Annotated in this window: 21 protein-coding genes and 1 pseudogene; 4 read left to right on the top strand and 18 right to left on the bottom strand. The window is 62.9% G+C overall.

What is annotated here, in order from left to right:
- Positions 1-51: 51 nt before the first annotated feature.
- The 11 genes and pseudogenes from AE618_RS21290 to dsbD all read right to left on the bottom strand — a co-directional run bounded on the left by AE618_RS21290 (position 52) and on the right by dsbD (position 10,047).
- A complete protein-coding gene (locus tag AE618_RS21290; protein WP_054211091.1) occupies positions 52-837 on the bottom strand; it encodes a sulfite exporter TauE/SafE family protein in 786 nt (261 codons plus the stop codon).
- Entirely contained in the window at positions 834-1,289 is a 456-nt protein-coding gene (locus tag AE618_RS21285; RefSeq protein ID WP_054211090.1) for a YeeE/YedE family protein, read from the bottom strand. The genes AE618_RS21290 and AE618_RS21285 overlap by 4 nt, the downstream gene beginning before the upstream one ends.
- Entirely contained in the window at positions 1,286-1,696 is a 411-nt protein-coding gene (locus tag AE618_RS21280; protein ID WP_054211089.1) for a YeeE/YedE family protein, read from the bottom strand. The genes AE618_RS21285 and AE618_RS21280 overlap by 4 nt, the downstream gene beginning before the upstream one ends.
- A complete protein-coding gene (gene bigR, locus AE618_RS21275; RefSeq protein WP_054211088.1) occupies positions 1,693-2,025 on the bottom strand; it encodes a sulfite-sensing transcriptional repressor BigR in 333 nt (110 codons plus the stop codon). Before bigR ends, AE618_RS21280 begins: the two co-directional genes overlap by 4 nt.
- Positions 2,022-3,364 (bottom strand): annotated as a pseudogene (blh, locus tag AE618_RS21270) (bifunctional sulfur transferase/dioxygenase Blh). The gene bigR and the pseudogene blh overlap by 4 nt, the downstream one beginning before the upstream one ends.
- Before the next feature lie 263 nt (positions 3,365-3,627).
- A complete protein-coding gene (locus AE618_RS21265; protein WP_054211087.1) occupies positions 3,628-5,076 on the bottom strand; it encodes a bifunctional metallophosphatase/5'-nucleotidase in 1,449 nt (482 codons plus the stop codon).
- A gap of 100 nt (positions 5,077-5,176) precedes the next feature.
- Positions 5,177-5,941, bottom strand: coding sequence for a substrate-binding domain-containing protein (locus tag AE618_RS21260; protein ID WP_054211086.1), 765 nt, complete (start codon positions 5,939-5,941; stop codon positions 5,177-5,179).
- A complete protein-coding gene (locus AE618_RS21255) occupies positions 5,938-6,792 on the bottom strand; it encodes a TlpA disulfide reductase family protein (RefSeq protein ID WP_082365446.1) in 855 nt (284 codons plus the stop codon). Before AE618_RS21255 ends, AE618_RS21260 begins: the two co-directional genes overlap by 4 nt.
- Before the next feature lie 45 nt (positions 6,793-6,837).
- On the bottom strand, positions 6,838-7,536 hold the full coding sequence (locus AE618_RS21250) for a L,D-transpeptidase (RefSeq protein WP_432704519.1): 699 nt from the start codon (positions 7,534-7,536) through the stop codon (positions 6,838-6,840).
- Between the two features lie 13 nt (positions 7,537-7,549).
- Positions 7,550-8,179: a DsbA family protein gene (locus AE618_RS21245; RefSeq protein WP_054211085.1), complete on the bottom strand. Its 630-nt coding sequence runs from the start codon at positions 8,177-8,179 to the stop codon at positions 7,550-7,552.
- Between the two features lie 50 nt (positions 8,180-8,229).
- Positions 8,230-10,047 carry a protein-disulfide reductase DsbD gene (gene dsbD, locus AE618_RS21240; RefSeq protein ID WP_054211084.1) on the bottom strand — a complete coding sequence of 606 codons (1,818 nt, stop codon included), beginning with the start codon at positions 10,045-10,047 and terminating at the stop codon, positions 8,230-8,232.
- 97 nt (positions 10,048-10,144) lie between these two features.
- Here dsbD and AE618_RS21235 point away from each other — a divergent pair, with 97 nt between their 5' ends.
- Together AE618_RS21235 and AE618_RS21230 are read left to right on the top strand one after the other, a co-directional pair.
- Entirely contained in the window at positions 10,145-10,807 is a 663-nt protein-coding gene (locus AE618_RS21235; RefSeq protein WP_054211083.1) for a response regulator, read from the top strand.
- Entirely contained in the window at positions 10,804-12,174 is a 1,371-nt protein-coding gene (locus tag AE618_RS21230) for an ATP-binding protein (RefSeq protein ID WP_054211082.1), read from the top strand. Before AE618_RS21235 ends, AE618_RS21230 begins: the two co-directional genes overlap by 4 nt.
- A 187-nt stretch (positions 12,175-12,361) precedes the next feature.
- On the opposite strand, the gene AE618_RS21225 is transcribed toward AE618_RS21230, so the two are convergent.
- Positions 12,362-13,057, bottom strand: coding sequence for a VIT1/CCC1 transporter family protein (locus tag AE618_RS21225; RefSeq protein ID WP_054211081.1), 696 nt, complete (start codon positions 13,055-13,057; stop codon positions 12,362-12,364).
- A 128-nt stretch (positions 13,058-13,185) separates the two neighbouring features.
- Between AE618_RS21225 and AE618_RS21220 the strand changes: the two genes are divergently transcribed.
- Positions 13,186-14,685: a multicopper oxidase family protein gene (locus AE618_RS21220; RefSeq protein ID WP_054211130.1), complete on the top strand. Its 1,500-nt coding sequence runs from the start codon at positions 13,186-13,188 to the stop codon at positions 14,683-14,685.
- A 124-nt stretch (positions 14,686-14,809) separates the two neighbouring features.
- Here the strand turns inward: AE618_RS21220 and AE618_RS21215 are convergent, their stop codons facing one another.
- Entirely contained in the window at positions 14,810-15,019 is a 210-nt protein-coding gene (locus AE618_RS21215) for a hypothetical protein (RefSeq protein ID WP_054211080.1), read from the bottom strand.
- A complete protein-coding gene (locus tag AE618_RS21210) occupies positions 15,019-15,765 on the bottom strand; it encodes a COG4280 domain-containing protein (RefSeq protein ID WP_054211079.1) in 747 nt (248 codons plus the stop codon). The genes AE618_RS21215 and AE618_RS21210 overlap by 1 nt, the downstream gene beginning before the upstream one ends.
- Positions 15,766-15,883: 118 nt before the next feature.
- Between AE618_RS21210 and AE618_RS21205 the strand changes: the two genes are divergently transcribed.
- Positions 15,884-16,450 carry a Chromate resistance protein ChrB gene (locus tag AE618_RS21205; RefSeq protein ID WP_054211078.1) on the top strand — a complete coding sequence of 189 codons (567 nt, stop codon included), beginning with the start codon at positions 15,884-15,886 and terminating at the stop codon, positions 16,448-16,450.
- A gap of 148 nt (positions 16,451-16,598) precedes the next feature.
- Here the strand turns inward: AE618_RS21205 and AE618_RS21200 are convergent, their stop codons facing one another.
- From AE618_RS21200 to AE618_RS21185, 4 genes are all read right to left on the bottom strand, one after another.
- Complete coding sequence (locus tag AE618_RS21200) at positions 16,599-18,104, bottom strand: Do family serine endopeptidase (protein ID WP_054211077.1); 1,506 nt, start codon at positions 18,102-18,104, stop codon at positions 16,599-16,601.
- Positions 18,105-18,277: 173 nt separating this feature from the next.
- Entirely contained in the window at positions 18,278-20,281 is a 2,004-nt protein-coding gene (locus AE618_RS21195) for a bifunctional DedA family/phosphatase PAP2 family protein (protein WP_054211076.1), read from the bottom strand.
- Complete coding sequence (locus AE618_RS21190) at positions 20,278-21,651, bottom strand: HAMP domain-containing sensor histidine kinase (protein WP_156330399.1); 1,374 nt, start codon at positions 21,649-21,651, stop codon at positions 20,278-20,280. Before AE618_RS21190 ends, AE618_RS21195 begins: the two co-directional genes overlap by 4 nt.
- A complete protein-coding gene (locus AE618_RS21185; RefSeq protein WP_054211074.1) occupies positions 21,638-22,315 on the bottom strand; it encodes a winged helix-turn-helix domain-containing protein in 678 nt (225 codons plus the stop codon). Before AE618_RS21185 ends, AE618_RS21190 begins: the two co-directional genes overlap by 14 nt.
- Positions 22,316-22,346: the final 31 nt, after the last annotated feature.

Below are 22,346 nucleotides of genomic sequence, written 5' to 3'. Positions count from 1 at the left end.
GGAGCTGCTTAGGGCCAGTGGCAAACATGAAGGCAAAACGACCGCCCGTTTCTAAGACCCCTGCCAAAAGGCATCGGCGCTTCGATAGAGTACATAAGCAGCGACAATGAAGATGAGCGCCGCGAAGACGCGATTGAGCATATCCTTTTGTCCCGACAGCCGCGTTGCGAGCATCATGCCCAACACGCCGCCTAGAACCCCTCCGCCGATGAACTGGGCCGCGATCGTCCAATCGATCATGCCTGACACTGCATAGTTGAGCGCCGTCGCAAGCCCAAAGGTACCGACTGCGAGCAGTGAGGACCCAACGGCGTCGATGGATCTCATGCCGGTCGCCAAGATCAGGCCGGGGACGATCAGGAACCCGCCGCCGATACCGAAGAACCCCGATGCACCGCCGGCGATGATCGCCACTGAACCCGTGAGCAGGCACATACGCAGATCGACAGGTTTGGGCACGGTGGTGGCATTCTTGCGCGGTCGCAACATCAGGACGCCGACAACAAGCATCAGCAGGCCGAACAGAAACAGCAGGCGCTGCCCGTCCATGGCCTTGCCCAGTGTCGAGCCGATGAGCGCGCCAACCGAGCCCACCAGCGCGAAGACGATCGCGCAGGTCCAACGCACATGGCCCCTGCGGGCGTGCCCGATCAGATTGGCATAGGCATTGACCGAGACGGCAAGCGCGCCGGTTCCGATTGCGATGTGGGGCTGCGCGATGCCGACAGCATAGAGCAGCAGCGGCGTCGCAAGGATGGAACCCCCGCCGCCGACAAGGCCTAGCGCGAAGCCGACCAGGCCGCCCGAACCGACTGCGATGAGAACCTGCTCCGTCATGGCGCCCTCCGGAGCGCGGGTGTATTGGTCCGGCCTGCGATCAAGCGATCATGGATCGTCATGCCGACGAGCATGGCCACGACGAACAGCGCGACTGGAGCGAGGCCCAGCGACAAAGCAGCTAGCGCAGGGCCGGGGCAGAGTCCGGCCAATCCCCAGCCGATCCCGAAGATGGCGGAACCCGTGATCAGGCGAGTGTCGATCGGCATGGTGGCCGGCAGGTGGAATGCGTCGCCGAAGGCCGGGTTTTGCAACCGACGTCGCACAAATATCCCCGACATCACGACCGCAACCGCGCCGCCGAGCACGAAGGCGAGACTGGGGTCCCAATCGCCGGCGACATGGAGGAAGCCGCGCACGCGGACGGGGTCGAGCATGCCCGACAGCGACAGGCCAATGCCGAAGATGGCGCCGGATGCCAGCGCGGTCAGGATTTGTGCATGACGGTTCATGGCGCGACGAGCCTCATCAAGGTGACGGTAGCGACGCCTGCCAGAAGGAAGGTGACAACGGCGGCGACTGAACGCGGCGACAGACGCGCCAGGCCGACCACGCCATGACCGCTCGTGCAGCCCGAGCCCATGCGCGTACCAAAGCCGACCAGCAGGCCTGCCAGCGCGATGACGGGCAGCGAAGCTGTGATCGTCACAGGCGGCCACTGGCCGGCGCCGACCCGATATAGCAGTGGCCCGGAGATCAACCCTATGGCGAAGGCGGCGTTGGTCTCGACCTGTGCGCCTTGTGCCAGCCGGCCGAGAATGCCGCTGATCCCGGCAACGCGGCCATTGAGCAGCAGCAGCATCGCGGCCGAGAGGCCGATCAGCATGCCACCGATGAGGGATGGCCAGTAGGAGGTCATGATCCAGATTCCTCGGCACAGAAGATGGCGTGAAGAGCCTCGACGAGCTGGGCGGCTTTCTGCTCGCTCAGCCGGTAGAAGATCTGCTTGGACTCGCGCCTTGTCTCGACGATCCCGGCCTCGCGCAGCACGGTGAGCTGCTGGGAGAGCGTCGGCTGCTGGATGCCCAGCTCGTTCTCGAGCTGGCTGACGGCATACTCCCGCTCGACGAGGGTGCAGACGATCATCAGCCGGTTGCGGTTGGCGAGCGTCTTCAACAGGCTCGCAACCTCCGTCGCCCGGCCGGAGAGTTCCGCACGGGTCATCGATGGTCGTGATGGCGTCGTCATGCTGGTTCCTCGGCCCAGACCGCGCCCGCCAAGGCGTCGAGCGGAACCTTGAGATAGCGCCGGCCGTTCGACTCAGGTTCGGGCAGGCGTCCGCCACGAATGTTCACCTGCAGCGCCTGCAGCATCAGTTTGGGCATCGACAGCGTCTTGTCGCGTGCTTCGCGCATCGCGGCGAAAGCCGCCTCGTCGAGGCCGACGACATGCGCGTTCGCCTGCTTCTGCTGCGCCACAGTGCTCTCCCAGCGCGGCTCGCGCCCGCCGGGTTGGTAGTCGTGACCGGTGAACAGGCGCGTGTCGTCTGGCAGTGCCAGGATCGCCTGGATCGAGGCCCAGAGAGCCTTCGCGCTGCCGCCGGGAAAGTCAGCACGCGCGGTTCCGCCGTCGGGCATGAACAGCGTGTCGTGTACGAAGGCGGCGTCGCCGATGACATAGGTGATCGAAGCGAGCGTATGTCCGGGCGAGAACAGCACGGAGACGTCCAGCGTGCCGAGCTTGAAGCGTTCGCCATGTGCAAACAGCTTGTCCCATTGCGAACCGTCGGCCGGGAACTTCGGCCAGTTATACAAGCCCTTCCACAGCCGCTGCACAGCGACGACCTGCTCGCCGATCGCGGTCGGGGCCCCAGTCTTTTCCTTCAGGTACTGCGCCGCGGAGAAATGGTCGGCATGGGGATGGGTATCCAGGATCCACGCGACCGTCAGCCCCTTCTCGCGGACATAGGTGAGGATGGCGTCGGCGCTGGTCGTGGCCGTCGAGCCCGACCTCTCGTCGAAATCCAGCACCGGATCGATGACGGCGCAGGTCTTCGTGGCAGGGTCCGAAACGACGTATTGGATGCTGAAGGTCCGGGGGTCGTAGAAGCCTTTTACGTTCGGCCTCGCCGAGGTGGGTGCAGTGACGGTGCTCATGACTGGGCTCCTCGAACCGCCAGCCAGGCGTCAGCCGCTGCGAGATTGTGCCCATGCGCTTCGCCGAACGCCCGCACATCACCGGCCCGCATGCGACCGTCCAGGACTTCACCGAGAACGAACAGGGTCAGCGCACGGGCGCCGCTCTTGCAATGTGCGAGCACCGGACCTTCCGCCGAGGAGAGCGCAGCTTGGAATGCGCGCACATCGCTTTCCCTGATATCCTTCAACGTGACCGGAACATGAGCATAGGCGAGCCCGGCCTGTTGAGCCGAGGAGGCCTCCGCAGCTGACCCGGGCTGCCCGTCCTCCTCGCCGTCGGGGCGGCTATTGATCACAGCGGCAAAACCGGCCGCGGCAATTCCAGCAAAATCAGCGGGCGATGGCTGGCCGGCGATCGACAGCTTGTCGTTGACGTTGGTCGGATTCATGAGTGCTCCTTACGGTAGACGTTATATAATTAAGTAATATGTATAATGTCTAGATTCAAGACGCTCTCCCGACTTTCGTTCGGCGTAGCGCGATCCCATTGGCCGACCGATGACGGCAATTGGGTATGCTCGGGTGGGGGGCGCCATTAATGGTCGCTCCCTGACCAACCTATCCGTCCCCCCAGAGGGATACGATCGATGGTGCCGAGCTGGCTGAAGCCGATCGCCGCGCAGCTCCGACTTGATGCTTCATTGCCCCGGCATCAAACCGCGACAAATCGGCCTAATGTCTCTGGATCGATGTCCTTGCCTGACTGGAAGTATGTTTTCAGGGCATCGATTGCCTTGATCTGCAGGTCGAACCTGTTTGTTCCGAATTTTTGCGGCACGCCCTGCGAGGTTACGAATGAGACGCCGTAAATTTTGGACAGGTCGATCGGCGCGTCCCCGACAAAGATGTGTTCGATCCGCTCGCCCGGTGGGTTTTCCAGCTTTCCATAGATGGTCATGCCGCAGAACCGTTTGAGATAGCCGCCCATCTGCTCGAAAGGATCACTGGCGAAGGTGCGCTGTACGTTGTCCTCCATCAGCTCCCAGATATCGAAGCCCGTCAGATCGACGGTTGAGATTGGCGGGTTGGGAGGAATGATGTTCCAAAGGTCATTGACCGTCACTGGCCCTGGCGGAATCGGCGCGCCGTAGCGCCAACCATTCGAGAAGGCGATCCTGGTGCCGCCGGCCAGCGCGACGGCAGCCAGCAACAAATCGTCCATGGGAGCAGATAGCACGGTATCCCGGTGAAGCCCGATCGAAGTCCGGCCGACGACCTCGTTCAGCATCGTACGATGAGGCCGCATCACGTCATCGACCATACGAGTCATGGCATCGTCTGGCGTGATCGACGCGTCTACGGTGATGAGCTCATGACGCGTATCGACGATTTTGCCCTCAGCGATCCGAAGATCCAGCCGGCCGACGAATGCGCCATGACAACCGGACTGAATTATCGTTGTGCGCCCGACCTTAACGGGGTGCTTCAGCCGATTATGCGTGTGTCCGCTCACGATGACGTCGATGCCCGAGACGACGTCCGCGAGCTTCACATCCTGAGGAAAGCCAAGATGCGACAGCACGATGATTAGATCGGCGGCCTCGGTCTGACGCAGCCGCTCGATCTCAGCTGGCAGTTCTTCGAGCCCGAGCGTAAAGCGCAGGCCCTCGCTGAAATGCGGCGGCATGCTCTTGTCGATGATCGATGCGGCGATGCCGATAATCCCGATCCGTAGCCCAGCCCGTTCCACGACCGTCGATGCGGGAAATGGCCTGGCGCCGGTTATTTGGTCATAGCAATTGATCGCCAGCATAGGATGGTTGAGACGGGTAACGAGCTCACGAAAATGGTCCGGCCCCCAGGCGAACTCCCAATGAGCCGTCATGGCGTCGAGTTTCAAGGCGTTCAGCAATGGAACAAGCGCTTCGCCCTTGCTCACCATGGCAGGGTAAGTGCCATGCATGGTGTCGCCATTGTCGAGCGCAAGCACGCCGTCAGGGTTACCCAGCCTCGCTTGTTTGAAGAGCGATGCGATGCGTGCGTAGCCCCCAATGCGCGGATATGCGGCGTCGCTCCCGGCCCAGACCAACTCGGGATGGGCTTCGAGGTAGCCGTGCGTGTCGTTGATCTGAAAGATCGTCAACTCGTGAACTTTTGACATGTGCTTGGCCTCATGTTCTTCGCAGGGGAGGCTTGATAGCCCGCATCGATCATGCCTCGGCAACTCACGCCAAGCGGGCCGGCTGAGCGCTCCGGCGTCCTTACGGCGCTTTGGTGGCCCATCCCCAGCGCGCAAAAATGGCCGCACCGTCCGCTGATCGCAGAAAACTCACAAAGCGCTCGGCATCCTTGTCCTCACGACCTGTTTTCGAGATCACCACGCCGGTATCGCGGTAGATGCGGTAGGGTTCTTCGACCGGCACGACATCGGCAAGCTTCGGGTTTGCGACTTGCCAGATGTTCCAGATAATCCAGGCCTCAAGCGTCGGATCATCGATCCAGGCCTGACGCGCTTCGGCGCTGTTACGGGCATAGACGACAATGTTCTTTCTGAGCGAGCTAACCTTGTCGATATCGCCCGTCCGTCCAGCCATATCCTCCCAAAGGCCGTTTTGCCCGGCTCCGTTGACGACTAGAATGCGCCGACCCGGCTTGAACAGGTCCTCGAGGCCCTCAAGTTTCAGGGGATTGCCGGGGCGGACGAGGATGGAGGCGGCGCGCAGGTACAGCGGTTCAGCCTGGGACGCCTCGATGCGACCGTCCATAGCCGTGACGAAATCCGTCATCATGGTCTCAGACCCGCTGAAGACGATGTCTGCGTCTTGCTTTGCCTTATCGATCCATTGGGGAGTAGGACCGGCGACGACCGCGACAGCACGGCCCGTCTTCTGTTCGAATGCGGCTGCCGCTTCCCGCATCGCCGGCGCCGGGCCGCCCGGCCCGTAAACCCGCAGCGCGTCAGCTTGGGCAGAAAATGACGCTGCAATACCAGCAAAGACTATAGCTATGAAAAAAGTTTTATTCATTGTACCGCGCCTCTCAATTTCCTGAACAACAAGTGGATATAGCCACCCTGAATTTGAAAAATTCTCGAATCTATAGCCTTAATCTGCATATCAATCTCTTCGGGAGAGATTTCCCCGATATGCGCCTTGAACAACTGGCCGTCGGCGCTCAGGAATAATGTCACGGGAATACCGGGTGTTCCGTAATGACGGGGCAACGCTGAATTCTGGTCGAAAAGAACATGCTTGAGCCGCAGATTCTGGCCCTCGAGATATGCTCGTGCGACCTGCGGGGTTTCGCCTTGATTGACGAACAGAAACCGGACGTCCGGATTGTCCACCTCGGCCGCAGCCAGGACCGGCATCTCGCGCCGACACGGGGGGCACCAGGTCGCCCACAGGTTGATCACGGTTATCCGTCCGGAAGGGACGGCCAAATCGATAGGCTCCCCATCGGCCGACGCTAGCGTCAGCGCAGGAGGACCGATTGGCGCACCAGCGGCAACAAGCTGAAAGGCTACGTTTGCCACGAGAACGCCAGCCACGGTCGGCACGATCGCCCAGGCCATCAAGCGGCGGGTTCGCAAGAGCAGGAGGCTCGCGACAATGATAACGGGCAGAGCGCCGACCCAAACAAATCCCCCTTGCCACACCGCGAAAGCACGAAGTGGATCGTCTTCGAAAAACGACCAGTTCAAGACAACGTGGGTGAGCCGTGCCGCAGCTACGCTGCCGATCAGCACGACCGTGCTCCACAGGTTGAACAAGGTGCTGACGCGCTTGGTCTGAACGCTCGCGACCAGAATGAACGCCAGTAGGCCCAGCAGCATGGCGAGGCGTTCGGGAGACAGAACAAGGGGTCCGATCGTCATCAGATCAGCCCGTGCAGCCGTGTCGGCGGTCTCGTGGAATGAGGTTCAAAGCACCACCACCTTCGAACCCGCCGGAATCCGATTGTAGAGGTCGATGACGTCCTGATTCATCATCCGGATACAGCCGGACGAAACGGCCTCGCCAATCGTACTCGGCTCGTTGGTTCCATGGATCCGGTACAGCGTATCCTTGCCGTTCTTGAAGAGGTAGAGCGCGCGGGCGCCGAGGGGATTGGTGTCGCCGCCAGCCATACCGCCGGCCCATTTGGCGTAGCGGTCCGGTTCGCGCTTGATCATGTCGGTCGTCGGCGTCCAGCGCGGCCATTGCGCCTTGCGTTCGACGGTTGCCGTGCCCTGGAACTCCAGCCCCTCCTTGCCGACGCCGACGCCGTAGCGCAGGGCCTTTCCGTTCTCCTGCACCAGATAGAGAAAGCGCTTGCGCGGATCGACGACGACGGTTCCCGGCTGGTGCGTCGTTTGGTAGTCGACCAATTGCCTGAGATTGCGCGGCCGGAGGTCTTCCAGCGCGACTTCAGGAACGTGAAACTTCTCGTTCGTCAGGGCGGCATAGCGCTCGGCCTCCGCGGGGCTGACCATCGCGACTGGCGCAGCAGCCTGCGGCGGTGGCGCCGCGACGGTGGTGCAAGCGCCGACCGAAAGGGCGAGTGCGAGGAACGCGGCGACCGAACGAGCCGAGGGCAAAGATACTGTCATCGAATTCTCGTTTGAGGTGTTGATCGGCATTTCGTCAGAAGCGTTATCGCGCATTGAGCTTGGCCCGCGCGTCGGCGACGACTTGCTTGAAGCCGTCATAATTCTGGGTCGAAGTGCGGAACGGGCCGATCAGATAGGCAGGCGTGCCATCGATGCCGATCGAGTCGGCCTGAGCGAGGTTTCGCTTCAGCAATGCCGTGATCGCGGCGCCATGCTTGTCGAGGTCGGCCTGCAGACGAGGCATATCGACGCCCGAGGCTTTGACCGCCGCCAGCATCGCTTCCTTGCCGATGCGCATTCCCGGAATGCCCATCAAGGCCTTGTGGGCGACCTCGTAGCGATCCTGGTATTTGGCGGCGAGAGCGAGCTGCGCGCCATAGACCGAGGCTTCGGTCAGAACCGGCCAGTCCTTGTAGACAAGGCGGATTTTGCCGTCGGTCTTGACGATGCGTTCGAGGTCAGGAGCCGACTTCTTGCAGAATGGGCAATTGTAGTCGAGGAACGCGACGATCGTGACGTCGCCCTTGGGGTTGCCCGCCGTTGGCGCTTCGGGATCGTTGAGAATGGCCTTGGTGTCGATGCTTTGCGCGAGAGCGGGCGTGGCGAATGCCAGCGCGTTCACCCCTGACGCGATCACACTTGCAGTAAGCTGGAGGAAATGTCTGCGATTCATGATTGGCTCCTGTGAGACGTGGTGGAAACGAGTGCCGGTGCGCGGCGCGATCACGCGCCCGCGCGATCGAGGGCGCGGTTGAAATCATCGAGAGAGATCGCGCCGATCATTCGGTCGGAGCCGATTTCACGGCCCGACTTCGCGTCGAGGAGAAACATCGTCGGCGGGCCGGCGACCGCGAAGCGCGCCATCAGGCCCCGGCTGTCGCCGTCATTGGCCGTGACATCGGCCTTGATCACCGTGAGCCGCTGAAGCCGCGCCTGTGTGGTGGGATCGAGAAACAGTGTGCGCTCGTTGGTTTTGCAGGTGACGCACCAATCGGCGGAGAAGGCGACAAGCACGGGCTGGCCAGCCGCCTGAGCTCCAGCAACAGCGGCATCGAAGGCGGCCGAAGATGTCACCGAGCGAATGTCGAGCGCAGCCGCCTGCTGCGCCGCGCCGCCTATGAAAGCGAGCGGACGAAGAGGGTCGGATGCGCCTCCCGCAAACCCGATCAGCAAGGCCACGCCATAAACCAGAAGGGCGAAACCGGCCGCCTTTCCGGCTCGGATGACGCCTCCGCTCGCCTGAGAAATCTGGTCGAACGCCCCGATGAAGACGGCCGTGCCAATGGCTAGGGCCGCCCAGAGCGCCAGCGCGGTCGTCTCGGGGATAACACGCGAGATCATCGAGATTGCCAGTCCGATGAAGACGAAGCCGAAGGCTTGCTTGACCTTGACGAGCCAGGGTCCCGAACGGGGCAGCAATCCCGAACCGAAAGTGCCGAAGACGATCAGCGGCAGCCCCATGCCAAGTCCGAGAGAAAACAGCGCGCCGGCGCCACGAGCGAGGTCGCCGGTCTGTGCGACGTAGAGCAGCGCGGCTGCCAGCGGCGGCGTCACGCAGGGGCCGACGATCAGCGCCGAAGCGAAGCCGAGCAAGGCGGCGCCCGCAATCGAGCCTCCGCGCCCTGTCGAGGCGCCTGTCAGACGGGTCGTCCAGGAGGCGGGAAGCTGAAGTTCGTAGAAGCCGAACATCGAGGCTGCGAGACCAACGAAGATCAGGCTCATCAGGCCCAGCGCCAAAGGGGTCTGCAACGCAGCCTGGAGGTTCTGCCCCGACCAGGCCGCGGCCGCTCCCAGCGCCGCATAGGCGAGCGCCATGGCGAGCACATAGGACGACGACAAGGAGAAGCCGCGCCGCGCCGTCAGCGTGCCGCCCGATCGCGCCAGCATGCCCGACAGGATCGGCACCATCGGGAACACGCAAGGCGTGAGGGCCAGCAGCAGTCCGAACCCAAGGAAGCTCGCCAGCATCGCAGCCAGGCCGCCGGTCAGCGCTGGATTGGCTCCGCCGGTCTCTGCCTCGCGCTTCACCGCCGGCGTCGGCGCTTCTGGCGCCTGCGCCCAAAGACTGGTCGCTGCGCCGCGGCCGGCGTCGACCTCCACCGATCTCCGAACGGCCGATGTGGCCAGATCGATCGTCTTCGTCACGGGCGGGTAGCAGATGCCCTTTTCGGCGCAGCCCTGATATACGACGTCGACGGTCGTTGCGGAGCCCGGCAAATCGGCCCGTAAAATCCCGGCTTGCGCCTTGTCGCGGTAGATCTCGGTCGGGCCGAAGGTCGGGTCATCCTTGCGTTCGCCGGCGTCGGTCGTCACCGGCAGGGGCTGTCCATCGGCGGTTCTGACGGCGATCTTGTCGCGGTACAGGTAATAGCCCGGCTTGATAGTCCAATCTAGACGAAGGCCCTTCTCGGCGTCGCGGGACACGCCGAGGCGAAAGGCCTCCCCGACCGGAATCGGCGTCTGCGCGACGCTTGCTGCCGGGATCAAGGCAACGGCCCAGAGAAAAGCCGCGATGATCCTGTTGGAAATGGCGCTCGACATGGAGACCCCTGACCGGTTGATGGGACGGTCAGGTCGGAAACCAACCTTAAGCCAGCCTTAAGCCTCGGCTGCAGTATCGAGGGCGAAGGAGATCAGCATGCGCATTCTCGTCGTCGAAGATGACCCGGTCCTCGCCAATGGTCTGAAAATCGGCCTCGGACTTGCTGGAGCGACCGTCGATCTGGCCGAGACCTGCGCGGACGCGCGGGCCGCCCTCGAAACCACCGCCTATGACGCCGTCGTCCTCGACGTGATGTTGCCCGATGGATCGGGCCTGTCGGTCCTCAAGGCGATGCGATCGGGCAAGGACCGGACGCCAGTCCTGCTCTTGACCGCGCTGGATGAGGTTTCCGATCGTATCGCCGGTCTCGACACCGGCGCCGACGACTATCTGGGCAAGCCCTTCGATCTCGACGAACTGGCTGCGCGGGTGCGCGCGGTCGCGCGCCGGGGAACCGGGCGGGCCGAGCCGTGTCTGAGTGCCGGCGGCATCGTTCTCGACCCGTCGCAGCTCGCAGCGACGGTCGGCGGGACGCCGGTGAACCTGTCACGCCGCGAGTTCGCGGTCCTGTCGGCCTTGATGGAGCGCCCGGGCACGATCCGCTCGAAATCCGAGATCGAGGATCGGCTTTATGGCTGGCAGGAGGAGGTCGAGAGCAACGCGATCGAGGTCCACATTCACAACCTGCGCGCCAAGGTCGGCCGCGACGCGATCGAGACCGTGCGCGGTCTGGGTTACCGCATGAGGCCATCGGCATGACTTCGCTGCGAAAGCGTCTTTTCCTCATTCTCGTCGCCGCAACCGGGGCTATCTGGCTCAGCGCGGTCGTCTGGATCTATGTCGGTGCCAAGGCCGAGGTCGAGCAGGTGCTCGATACGCGGCTGCAGGAGGCCGCGCGCATGGTGAGCTCGCTGGTCGGTTCTGGCGAGGTCGCCGCCTCCCGCGCGATCGCAGCCGTTCCCGGCCTTTCGCCGGAGCCTGCGAGCTATGAACGCCAGCTCTCCTGCCAGGTCTGGTCGCTGGACGGCCGCCTTGTCGCCCGTTCCAGCGGCGCACCGGATGCGCGGCTGGCCGAAAACGCCAGCGGCTTTTCCGATCGCGTGGTCGAGGGCGAAACCTGGCGCGTTTACGCCGTTGAGAACGTCGCCACCGGCGTTCGGGTCATGGTCGGCGATCGGCTCGGTCTGCGTGAGCGGTTGGTTGCAGACCTGATCAAGGGTTTGATCGCGCCCGCCTTCCTGATTGTGCCGTTGCTTGGGTTGCTCATCTGGGTGAGCCTGGGTCGAGGTTTGCGGCCGCTGAACGCGATGGCCGACCAGTTGCAGGTGAGAGCCGCCGACGACATGAGTCCGATTGCCGTTGGCAACGTCCCAGTCGAGGTCATGCCACTCGCTCGCTCGCTAAACGCGCTATTCGCCAAGGTGGAGCTGGCGCGCCGACACGAACGGGATGTGACCGCCTTCGCCGCGCATGAATTGCGTACGCCGCTCGCTGGCCTGAAAACGCAGGCCCAGATCGCGATCGCTGCAACCGACCCGGCCATGAAGGAGGGCGCATTGCGGCAAATCCTCGTCTCGGTCGACCGCACGACCCGCCTCGTGCGGCAGCTGCTCGCGATCGCGAAGCTCGACGCCCATGGCGTCGCGCCAGACGGCGAACAGGTGATCGTCGGCGATCTGCTCGACGAAATTATCGCGGCCCTAAAACCATCGAACACCGCCATCCAAGTCGACGTGGAGCCCGCCCTTCATTCGTTCAGAGTTCGCGCTAACCGCGAGATCCTGTCATTGGCGCTCCGCAACCTCCATGAGAACGCGCTTCAACATATGCCGGGCGGAGGCACCGTCTCATGGCGCCTATCGCTGGACGGACAGGGCGTGATCGTGGAGGACGAGGGGCCTGGAATTCCCGATGACGAGCTTCCGCTCGTGACGCAAAGATTCTTCCGGGGCCGGCACAAGACCGTCGCGGGCACAGGGCTCGGGCTCGCGATCGTCGCCATCGCTATCAACCGTCTCAGCGCGCGGTTCAGCTTGCAAAATCGCGATGGCAGACGCGGCGTCTCCGCTACGATCAGTTTTGAAGAGGCCCGTCGCGCCAAAGAAGACGCTCTGGCAGGGCCATAAAAGTCTTGTCGCTCATTCAAAACGGCCGCGAGCGGTGTTGCACCGATGGCGTCGCCCCGCAGCTGCCTATCATGGCATTTGAGACGCCAATGCCAACCTTACCTCCTGCCAAACCGTCCATGAGCTTGATCGCTGTGCCGTCAAACGCATAACGCCGACGATCGCGGGATCGGCCATATGACGAGCGTCATATGGCTTTTCCAACAAGTGCTCCAACGCCTGCCGTGAGGGCCATTGCGAAGGCCCCCCAGAATGCTACCCGGATGGTAGGCCGCAAAATCGCAGCACCGCCGGCCTTTGCCCCCAATGCGCCAAGCGCAGCCAGAAAGATCAATGACGTCACCGACACGATCGCGACAAGCTGGCTCGGTGAAGCCAGCGTCGCGGCGATGATCGGCAGCAAAGCGCCGACCGAGAATGTCGCCGCGGATGTCAGCGCTGCCTGTATCGGCCTTGCTGTCGTAACGTCGGTAATCCCAAGCTCTTCACGAGCATGAGCGCCGAGCGCATCCTTGGCCATCAGTTGCTCGGCGACCTGACGCGCCAGGCCCTGAGAGACGCCACGTTCGACATAGATTTGCGTAAGTTCTTCGGTCTCCAGTTCGGGCTGACTTGTCAGTTCCATCCGCTCGCGTGCGAGGTCGGCGTTTTCCGTATCGGACTGAGAGCTGACGGAGACGTACTCGCCCGCTGCCATTGACATGGCGCCAGCCACGAGGCCAGCCACGCCGGCAACCATCACCTCTCCCGATGAACTCGCGGCAGAAGCAACGCCGACCATAAGACTGGCCGTTGAGATAATGCCGTCATTAGCGCCCAGAACGGCGGCGCGCAGCCAGCCGATCCGCGCAACGAGATGATTTTCGGCGTGAGTCATTCTCATGAGCGGCGGCCTTCATTACTGGGATCGCGTGGGCAGGGCGTTACAATTTGTCACTGGATGAACGACACAAAAGCAATAAACAAGGGGCGGCAAAGCATCGGCTTTCATGAAATCAGATGGAGTCTATCGTGAACCGCAGAAACTTGCTCGCGAGCGCCGGCATTCTTGCCACGGGCACCATGGCCGCTCGCTACGGCTTTGCCCAGATGTCCAGCATGCCTGGCATGCAACACGGTGGTGCGGTCCCGCCGAAAACCGTGATCCAGCCGATCGAAGGCCAACCCTTGCCGATGCTGAAGGAAGTCGGCACAGGCGCGAATGGGGAGCTGGTCGCAGAACTTCGTGCATCGCCTGCTTCCGCTGAAATCGTTCGCGGGATGAAGACGCCGATCCTGGCCTATAACGGCATGAGCCCGGGGCCCTGCTTCGTTGCCCGGGAAGGCGATCTCGTCCGGATCACCTTGGTGAACGCAATTCCAGGACAGGAGAGCACGATCCACTGGCACGGGATGCCAGTTCCCGCCGAACAGGACGGAAATCCGATGAACCCGGTCACGAGCGGCGAGAGGCGGACCTATGAATTCCGCCTTCCCGAAGGAAGCGCGGGATCCTACTGGTATCATCCGCACCCGCACAAATTCACCGCTGAACAGGTTTATAGGGGCCTCGCCGGCGCCTTCATCGTCAAGCCGCGCGGCGAAGATCCCGTTCCGGCGGCCTTTGGCGACACGCCGCTCTTTTTTACTGACATGCGTCTGGCGTCGGACGCGACCATGCCCGCGAGCACGCCGGTCGATTTGATGAACGGACGGCAGGGCGATTTCGTTCTCGTAAACGGGGCCTACAAGCCAGAGCTCAGCCTCGAAGCTGGGACCCGCCGGCGCTTTCGTCTCTACAATGCATTGAACGCCGGTTATCTGCGCATCAGTTTCGGCGGCATCAAATTCGCGCTCATCGGCTCGGACGGCGGGCTCCTGGAGGCGCCGGTTGCCGATATGACAGAGGTTCTGCTGGCGCCTGCCGAACGTGCCGAGGTGCTCGTTCCATTCGATGGAAGCCAACGATCGGTCACGGTCCAGAGCCTGACCTACGACCGCGGCTGGATGGGACCCGGCGCGCCGTCGGCCGCCGCCGTCGACCTGATGACGATCTCCGTCACCGGCTCCGCTGCGGCCTCCATCCCGCCGCTGCCTTCCAAGCTGCGCGCCATCGCCGACCTCGGCGCCTCAACGATCACCAAACGCTTCGTCTTCGGCGAGACGATAAAGATGGGTGGCCCCGGAGGAATGAGCATGACGTTTTTGATCAACGGCAAGGTCTTCGAACCGGGACGGATCGACGAGACGATGAAGGTCGGCCAGCCTGAGATCTGGGAGATCGTCAATCCGACGGATATGGATCACCCGTTCCATATTCACGGCACCCAGTTCCAGGTCATCGACACGGAGAAATCTGGGACGCGCGTCGCCGCGCCTTTCAAGGCCTGGAAGGACACGGTGAACGTTGCGAGCAAGGAAACCGTCCGCATCAAGATCGTCCAGGACATGCCCGGGGACCGGATGTATCACTGCCACATATTGGAGCACGAACATCTCGGCATGATGGGGACCCTTCGCGCAGGTGCGTAGGGACGAGATCGATCGACCAATTGAGCCAGCCAGCATGGCGTCTGATCGAGAGGCTCGCTCGGGTGGTCCTGTCGGTTTCATGTGCGCGGTAGCGTCGGCAGGCCAAACCTGCTGACACCAAATCTCATGGGGTGCGGCCAGCCCTGATCACGCTCGCAGCCAGAACAGCGACGCAGCCGCCGATGAGGGCGCTGGCGGCCCAGATCATCGGCGCTTGGAGACCGAACGCCAGGATTGCCGCCGCCGCAACGACGGCCAGGATCGCCAGCGCGAGAAATTCGTCGTCGATGAACATGCCGACGAACTCCCGCAGGACAAGGCGGAAGATCTGCATCAGGCGAACTCCTGCCGTTGGCGGCGGATGATGGCGGCGAGCCCCAAGCCCGTCGCAAGGAAGAGCGCCGCGAAGGCCAGGATGGCCAGGTCCCGTCCCGGCCATGCGATCCCGAGGCCCTCGCCGGTCCAGAACAGGCCGAAGGCCGAGAGCATGACGCCCACGCCGAATTTGAGCGTGTTCTCGGGGATGCGCGCGAGCGGCTTGCGAACCACGAGCCCGATCGTCAGCACGAGCAGGCATGCCGCAAGCGCCCCGAGGCTCGCCGGCCACAGCAGGCCTCGGCCTGCGCCGACCGCGATGACGATGAAGACGACTTCGACCCCCTCCAGCACCACTGCCTTGAAGGCCGCCAAGCCAGCGATCCAGTCGAGATGCTTCTCCTGTTGACGGGCCAGGTCGGTCAGTTGCGCCGATTCTCTGGAGAAGGCGAGCGTTTCGTCGTGAAGCGGGATGATGCCGGCCGAACGCAGGATCGCCTTTCGCAGCCAGCGCAAACCGAACAGCAGCAGAAGCACGCCGACGAAAAGCTGCAACGCCTGGATCGGGACCTGATCCAGGACGGGGCCGAGCGTCAAGACGAGGGCAACCAGAAGGGCGAGACCAGCCACGGCCCCCGTCAAGGCAGGCCGCCAGCCGCGAACCGTGCCGACCGCGAGCACGATGGTGAACGCTTCGACGACCTCGACCAAAGAGCCGAGAAAGGCTGCGGAGATCGCGGGAGCGGCAGTGGCCCATGTCGTCATGGTCGCCTACTTTCGGATGGAGATGGCCTTCTGGCCATCGGCCTGTCACGATGGCAAACGCCCGATCCGTGACGATGTCGTTTTTTATATGTTACGACCGTAACAATCAAGAGGTTCAATGCCGACTCTCGAATGGTTGCTGTTGACCTACAAGGTCCCGACAGAGCCTGCCCGCAAACGCGTCTCGATCTGGCGCAAGCTCAAAGGCATGGGCGCGGTCTATCTGCAGGGGGGCGTCTGCGTGCTGCCCAAGACCGACGACCATCTGCGCCGTCTGAAAATGCTCGAAAACGAGATCGCCGAGGCCGAGGGCGAGGCCCTGCTACTGGCAACAATCGGCCTTGACCAGAAGCAGCAGGACAAGATCATCAGTCGTTTCAATGCCGATCGAGACGACGAATACAAGGAATTCATCGAGAAGTGCGTCGCATTCGAGGCGGAGATCGCATATGAGACCACAATTCAGCACTTTACCTATGCGGAACTGGGGGAAAACGAGCAGGAGCTGACCAAGTTCAAAACCTGGATCGCCAAAATCCAGAAGCTCGATTTCTACGGAGCTCCCCTCAACAAGGAGGCAATCGAACGGTTGGTCCGATCGGAGGCCATCCTCGATGCCTACGCGCATAACGTATTTGCCGCTCAAGCCGAGAACAGGCCCGCAGGGGAGCCCGGGCCGCCTTAGCAGCCGGCGATATCTTCGCCATGGCGACTGCCCGACTTCCCGAAAAATGGCGAAGGGATTCCTCCCTCCGCCATTCTCCCCGGCGCGCTATCCTGCGATGGCATTTGGGGGGCTGTCCGCAGAACGACGCTCCAAGCGCGGCCGTTCATCATCCAGCGGCGAATGTCACCGCCATGAACCGTGATCCATCGGCTGTCTTAATTTTCAGCAGTGCGGCCTTCTTTCCGTCCTTGCGAGCCTGCTCCAGCCCCGACTTGACCTGTTCGGGCCTATCGACCGGCTTTCCCGCGACCTCGAGGATGATGCTGCCTTCCGCCAACCCCTTGGCGGCGCCCTGCCCATCGGGATCGACGCCTACGACGACGACACCGACGTCGCCGGCCCCCGGCACGGCCTTCGCAGGCGCGAGCTTCACGCCGAGGATCGACTTGGCGTCGGGGGACGAGGAATCGGCCTTCGCCTGTCGCTCGTCGTTCTGGACTGCGAGGGCCACATTCGCAGTCAGTTCCTTGCCGTCCCGCAAGTAGGTGAACTCGGCCTTGTCGTTCGACTTCATGGCGCCGACTTTGCGGGTCAGTTCCCGAGCGTCCTTGATCGTGACGCCATTCATCTTTGTAATGACGTCGCCCGATTTGAGCCCTGCGGCCGCGGCTGGCGTGCCGGGCTCGGCGGTGTCGATGAGCGCGCCGGCTGCTGTCGGCAATCCGAGACCGTCAGCCAGATCCTGAGTCACCGGCTGCACGCGCACGCCGAGATAGGCGCGATTGACCCTGCCGCCATGCTCGAGCTGGTCCACGACCGAGGTGACGGTGGAAGCGGGGATGGCGAAGGCGAGACCGACGCTGCCCCCCGACGGCGAGAAGATCGCCGTATTCACGCCGACGACCTCGCCCTTGAGATTGAAGGTCGGCCCGCCGGAGTTGCCCTTGTTGATCGGCGCGTCGATCTGGAGATAGTCGTCATAGGGTCCCGAGCCGATGTCGCGGCCATGCGCCGAGACGATCCCCGCGGTGACCGTGCCACCGAGGCCGAACGGATTGCCGATTGCTACAACCCAGTCGCCGACCATCGGGGCCTCGCGAGCGAGCGCGACAAAAGGATAGTCGCCCTTGGTGGCGACCTTCAGCAGCGCAAGATCGGTCTTTGGATCCGTGCCCACGACCTTGGCCGCGAGCTCGGTTCCATCGCTGCGGGTGATCGTCACCTCCTTGGCATTCTCGACGACATGATTGTTGGTCACGACATAGCCGTCCGCCGAGATGAAGAAGCCCGAACTCTGCGCCATAGCCGGCGCCTGCCGCGCGCGAGGAGACGCCGGCGACTGGTCCTGTTGGCCGAAGCGCTTGAAGAATTCCTGGATCTGCGGCGGAAGGTTGTCGAGTTGTTCCGACAGATCGGCGGTTTTGGTGATGCCCGCATCGAGCTTGACCTTCACCGAGACGACAGCGGGTTTCACCCGCTGCACGACCGTCGAGAACGACGGCATAGTCTGAGCTGCGAGGTCGCTGGTGACGACCTGGGCTGCGCGCGCGTCATGCGCACCCGCGAAAGTCATGACGCCATAGGAGCTGCCGGCCAACATGGCCAGTGCGGCGACGGACGCCATCCAGCGTTTACGGGATGACAAGGTTGAGGTGTTCTTCGAGACTGCCATGATGGATCTCCGTGGCGTTGACTGGTCGCCAGCGCGGCCATGAGAAATGGTCTAGTCCCGCCGGGATGAGGCGGGCTTGTCCAGTTCATGACAAATTCCCAACGCAGCTCGCGGTCTCTCCAACCGAGCGGGTCGGGCTGACCCGTCGGGCCAGCATCGATTCGGCAAACGCCTCAATCGGCAACGGCAAGAACGACGGGTTCGGTTCCAGCTCGCTCTCGCACCGCGATTGTCTGTCCGAGACGGTCAAAGAAGTTCGCACCGATGGGTGGCGCCGACACAGAACGTGGCAGCGCCAGCAGGTTCAGCGGCTGCGACAGGGTCTCGGTCACGATGGAGGCCGCCAGTACTGGCGACGCTTTCAAGTCGGAGATTGTCAGCGGCGTCAGCCAGGCGCTGAGCACGCGACGGGTCGCTCCATCCGCGGACATCTGCATCAGGGTGAGGACTGGCGATTGGCCACTGCTGAGGCGTGGCAGCACCGGCATTTCGCCGAGCGCCGGTCGAGGCGACAGAAACGTCGGCACGACATTGATCGACCACGGTTTGGGGACTGACCAACCCTCTTTCTGCAACGCACTTTGCAGCGCGGCAGGCGACCCGGCCCATTGCAGAACGATCGGCTCCTTGGTGTCCCCCTCAAGGTCGATGCGATGCTGCGGTAGGGTCGCCCAGGCCGATGTTTCCCATTCCGCCTTGGTCGCCGCGGCTTGCGGCAATGAGCGCACATACCGTTGTTCGGCTGCCGGAAGCGTTCGATAAACGTGCAGCGAACCGACCATCAGGAAAGCGCCGCACAAAGCCAGGCCGAGCCATGCGGGACGCGCCTGCGTCAGGTCGTCCTTTCGGAAGACAAGAGCGATGATCAGTGTCGTGCCGAGTCCGAAGATCGTGCCGGCGAGTACGTCGGAGGGCCAGTGTGCCGCCAGATAGATGCGCGATGTTGCGATCAAGCCCACAGTGCCTGCAGCCAGGACGATGGGTAACCAGCGCCATCGCCCCGGCAGGCCTCTCAGTGTCAGCCAGCCCACAAAGCCGAAGAATGTCGCAGCGAAGGTCGCATGCCCGCTGGGGAAGCTATAGGCTTCGGCGCCGCTATACATCGCCAACGGCCGAGCGATCTGGATCGTTGACTTGAGGAGCGGCACAAAGGCGGCGGTCGCGATCAGCAGGATCGCCAGGCCGCCAGCCAGGCGCCAACTGCGTCGCCAAGCCAGCCAGGTCAACGCGACCACCGCCAGCGCCGCGATCACGACCCCGTCCCCGAAGCTCGTCACGACGATCATAATCCGGTCGCCGGCATCGATGCGCAGGCTCTGGATGAGATTGCTGATGGCCAGATCGGCACGGGCGAGTTCGCCGCGAGCCACGACGTCCTCGACAAGATTGACGAAGCCGAGCAGCGCGACTGCAAATCCAGCAACCAGCAACGCCACGGTCCGGTCGTCAGGAATATCGGGGTCCAGCAAGCGTCGAACGGTGTGTGCGAACCAGCCGTTTCGGCCTCTGGCCCAAGCGAGCAGGCGTTCCTGCCAAGCGCCGAGCAAAGGCAAAACTCTCGACCAGGCCAGCCAGGCCAACAGGATCGCGCCCGCGACGGCAAGGCCGACGACGACCAGAACAAGCAGCAGACGGCTGCTGGCATCGCCAAGGATCGCCATCGACGCTCCAAGCGCCGTCGCCGGGAGGACGTGAACGGGAGCCCAGACGAATGCCGACGAGACATTAGCGGCGTAGAAGCGGCCCACGGTCATTCCAGCCATCCCTGCCGAGATCGGTAGGACGGCCCGGACACCCGGCAGGAATCGCGCGATGAAGACGCTCTTGCCGCCGTGACTATCAAAATAGGCATCCCCCTTTGCCAGAAGTCCCGGATAGCGGCTGAAAGGCCAAATCCGCACGATCTGGTGCTTGTAGTGGTGCCCCATCCAAAAGGAGATGCCGTCACCAACGATCGCCCCGGCAATGGCCGCGATCAGAACCGGCCAGACAGAAAGGTGGCTAGCACCAATGATCGCCGCCGCGGCCAGGATGATGGCTGTCCCGGGAATGATCGCGCCGATCAACACGATCGCTTCCGACAACGCCGCGACGAACACGATGAAGGCGACAAGCCATACGTTCTGGCCAGCGAATGCGAGCAGAGGCTGGACGTAACTATCGACAAACGTGCTCATGCTTCGGCTTTCAGCGGGAATGCGATTTCGATCCGGAGCCCTGGTCCATTGTCGTGCGCGGTCACGCTGGCGCCGTGGAGTTCGGCAATGGCGGCGACGAGGCTCAATCCAAGGCCGCTGCCGGTGGTGGTGCGGCTCTGCTCAAGGCGATAGAACCGCCGGAAGATCCGCTCGCGCTCCGCGTCGGGCACCCCCGGGCCGTTGTCGGCGACTGTCAGCGTGACGTCGTCCTGGCGTTTGGCCAGCCCAACCACGATTCGAGAGCCATCCGGCGTATGGCGAATGGCGTTCTCGACGAGATTGACGATCAATTGCGTGAGCAGGTCACGGTCGCCCTCGACCCAGACCAAGGGCTCGATTTCCGTCGCGATCGTTTGACTGCGATCATCGGCGACGGCCCCGTAGTCGCCTGCAAGCAATGTGGTCAATTCGGACAGGTCAACGGGAGAAAAAGCCGCCCTCCTCGTGCCGGCCTCGATCTGGGCGATCCGAAGCAGCGCGGAGAAGGTGGACAGGATTTCGTCCACCTGCAGTGTGGCGTTCAGAATGCCGGAGCGCATGTCGTCGATCGTCGCCGCGCCGCGCGCTGTCTCGTCGAGGTTCTGCTTCAGGCGGGACATCGGCGTGCGCAGGTCGTGGGCGATGTCGTTCGAGACCTGCTTCAGGCTGTCCATGAGCACGGCGAGCCGGTCGAGCATGCTGTTGAAGGCGCGGCCGAGTTGGTCGAAATCATCATTGCGGCTGGAGATCAGCACGCGGCTCTGCAAATCGCCGGCGACGATGGCCGCGGCCGTCCTGGTCATTCCATCAAGACCGCGCAGGAAGCGCGCGCTGAGCCAGATCCCGCTTGCCAGGGCCAGGACAAGCGTCGCGCCGAGCGCCCAGGCGAAGGTCGAGAGGATCGCTTCCTGAACGTCGTCGATCCAGTCCAGATCGTTGGCGACGGCGAGACGGACACCACCCTCCAGGGTAACGGTCCGAAGATATAAGGGTGAGGCCTCCTCGTCGCTGGTTCGACCCTCAGTAGCCGGCGTGACGATCGACCAGCCGTCAGTGGTCGGCAGAGGCAGCTTCCGCCTCGTGACGAGAGTCCTGTCCTGCAAGACCAGCATGTATTCGAGCGCGTCGCGCTCACGAGCGCCCAAGCGAGCCGAAACCGCAGCGACCAGATGCTCCAGACCCTGCGTACGGTATTCCTGTGCAAGGGTCTCGATCTCTCCCTCGATCCGCAGCGCCATCTGCTCTTCGAGAGCTGTCCGAACAGTCACGTAGACGATCGCGCCGAGTGCGGCGACCGATATCGTGAAAACGAGCGCATAGAGAACGGCGAAACGAAAACTCGTCGTTCGCAAAAGTCTAGGCAGGGTCACGGATCATGTATCCCGAGCCACGGACGGTTTCGATCAGCTCCTTGTCGAAATCACGATCGACCTTCGATCGCAGCCGGCTGACATGCGTCTCGACAATGTTGGTTCGCGGGTCGAAATGATACTCCCAGACGTGCTCGAGCAGCATGGTTCTGGTCACGAGACGACCTGCGTTCTGCATCAGAAATTCGAGCAGCCGGAACTCGCGGGGCTGCAGATCGATGTCCTTGCCTGCGCGAGAAACCCGCCGCTTCAACAGATCCATTTCAAGATCGGCAACTCTCAAAACCGTCTGCACGTCGTTGATCGGAGGGCGGCGCGCCAGCGCATTGATACGGGCGACCAGCTCGGCGAACGCGAAGGGCTTGACGAGGTAGTCGTCACCGCCGGCCTGAAAGCCATCGACACGGTCATCTATGCCTGAAAGCGCCGTGAGGAACAGGACCGGCGTTCGCACGCCCGCCGCCCGGATCGTCTTGACGATCCCAAGGCCATCGAGTCCGGGCAGCATCCGGTCGATGATCATGACGTCATAGGGCTCACCGGCGGCCAGGAACAAGCCGTTGCGGCCGGTCTCGGCGATGTCGATCACATGCCCGAGCTCGGCCATGCCCTTCTGGATATAGGCCGCCGTCGTCTTGTCGTCTTCGATGACGAGAATCTTCATGATAGCGATGATCCGTTTGGCGAGCTGGTCA

It is taken from the genome of Allobosea vaviloviae, assembly GCF_001298265.1.
GTDB classification, from domain to species: Bacteria; Pseudomonadota; Alphaproteobacteria; order Rhizobiales; family Beijerinckiaceae; genus Allobosea; species Allobosea vaviloviae_B.
Note: the sequence above shows the minus strand (reverse complement) of the source record. Positions and strands in the feature narration are given on the sequence as shown.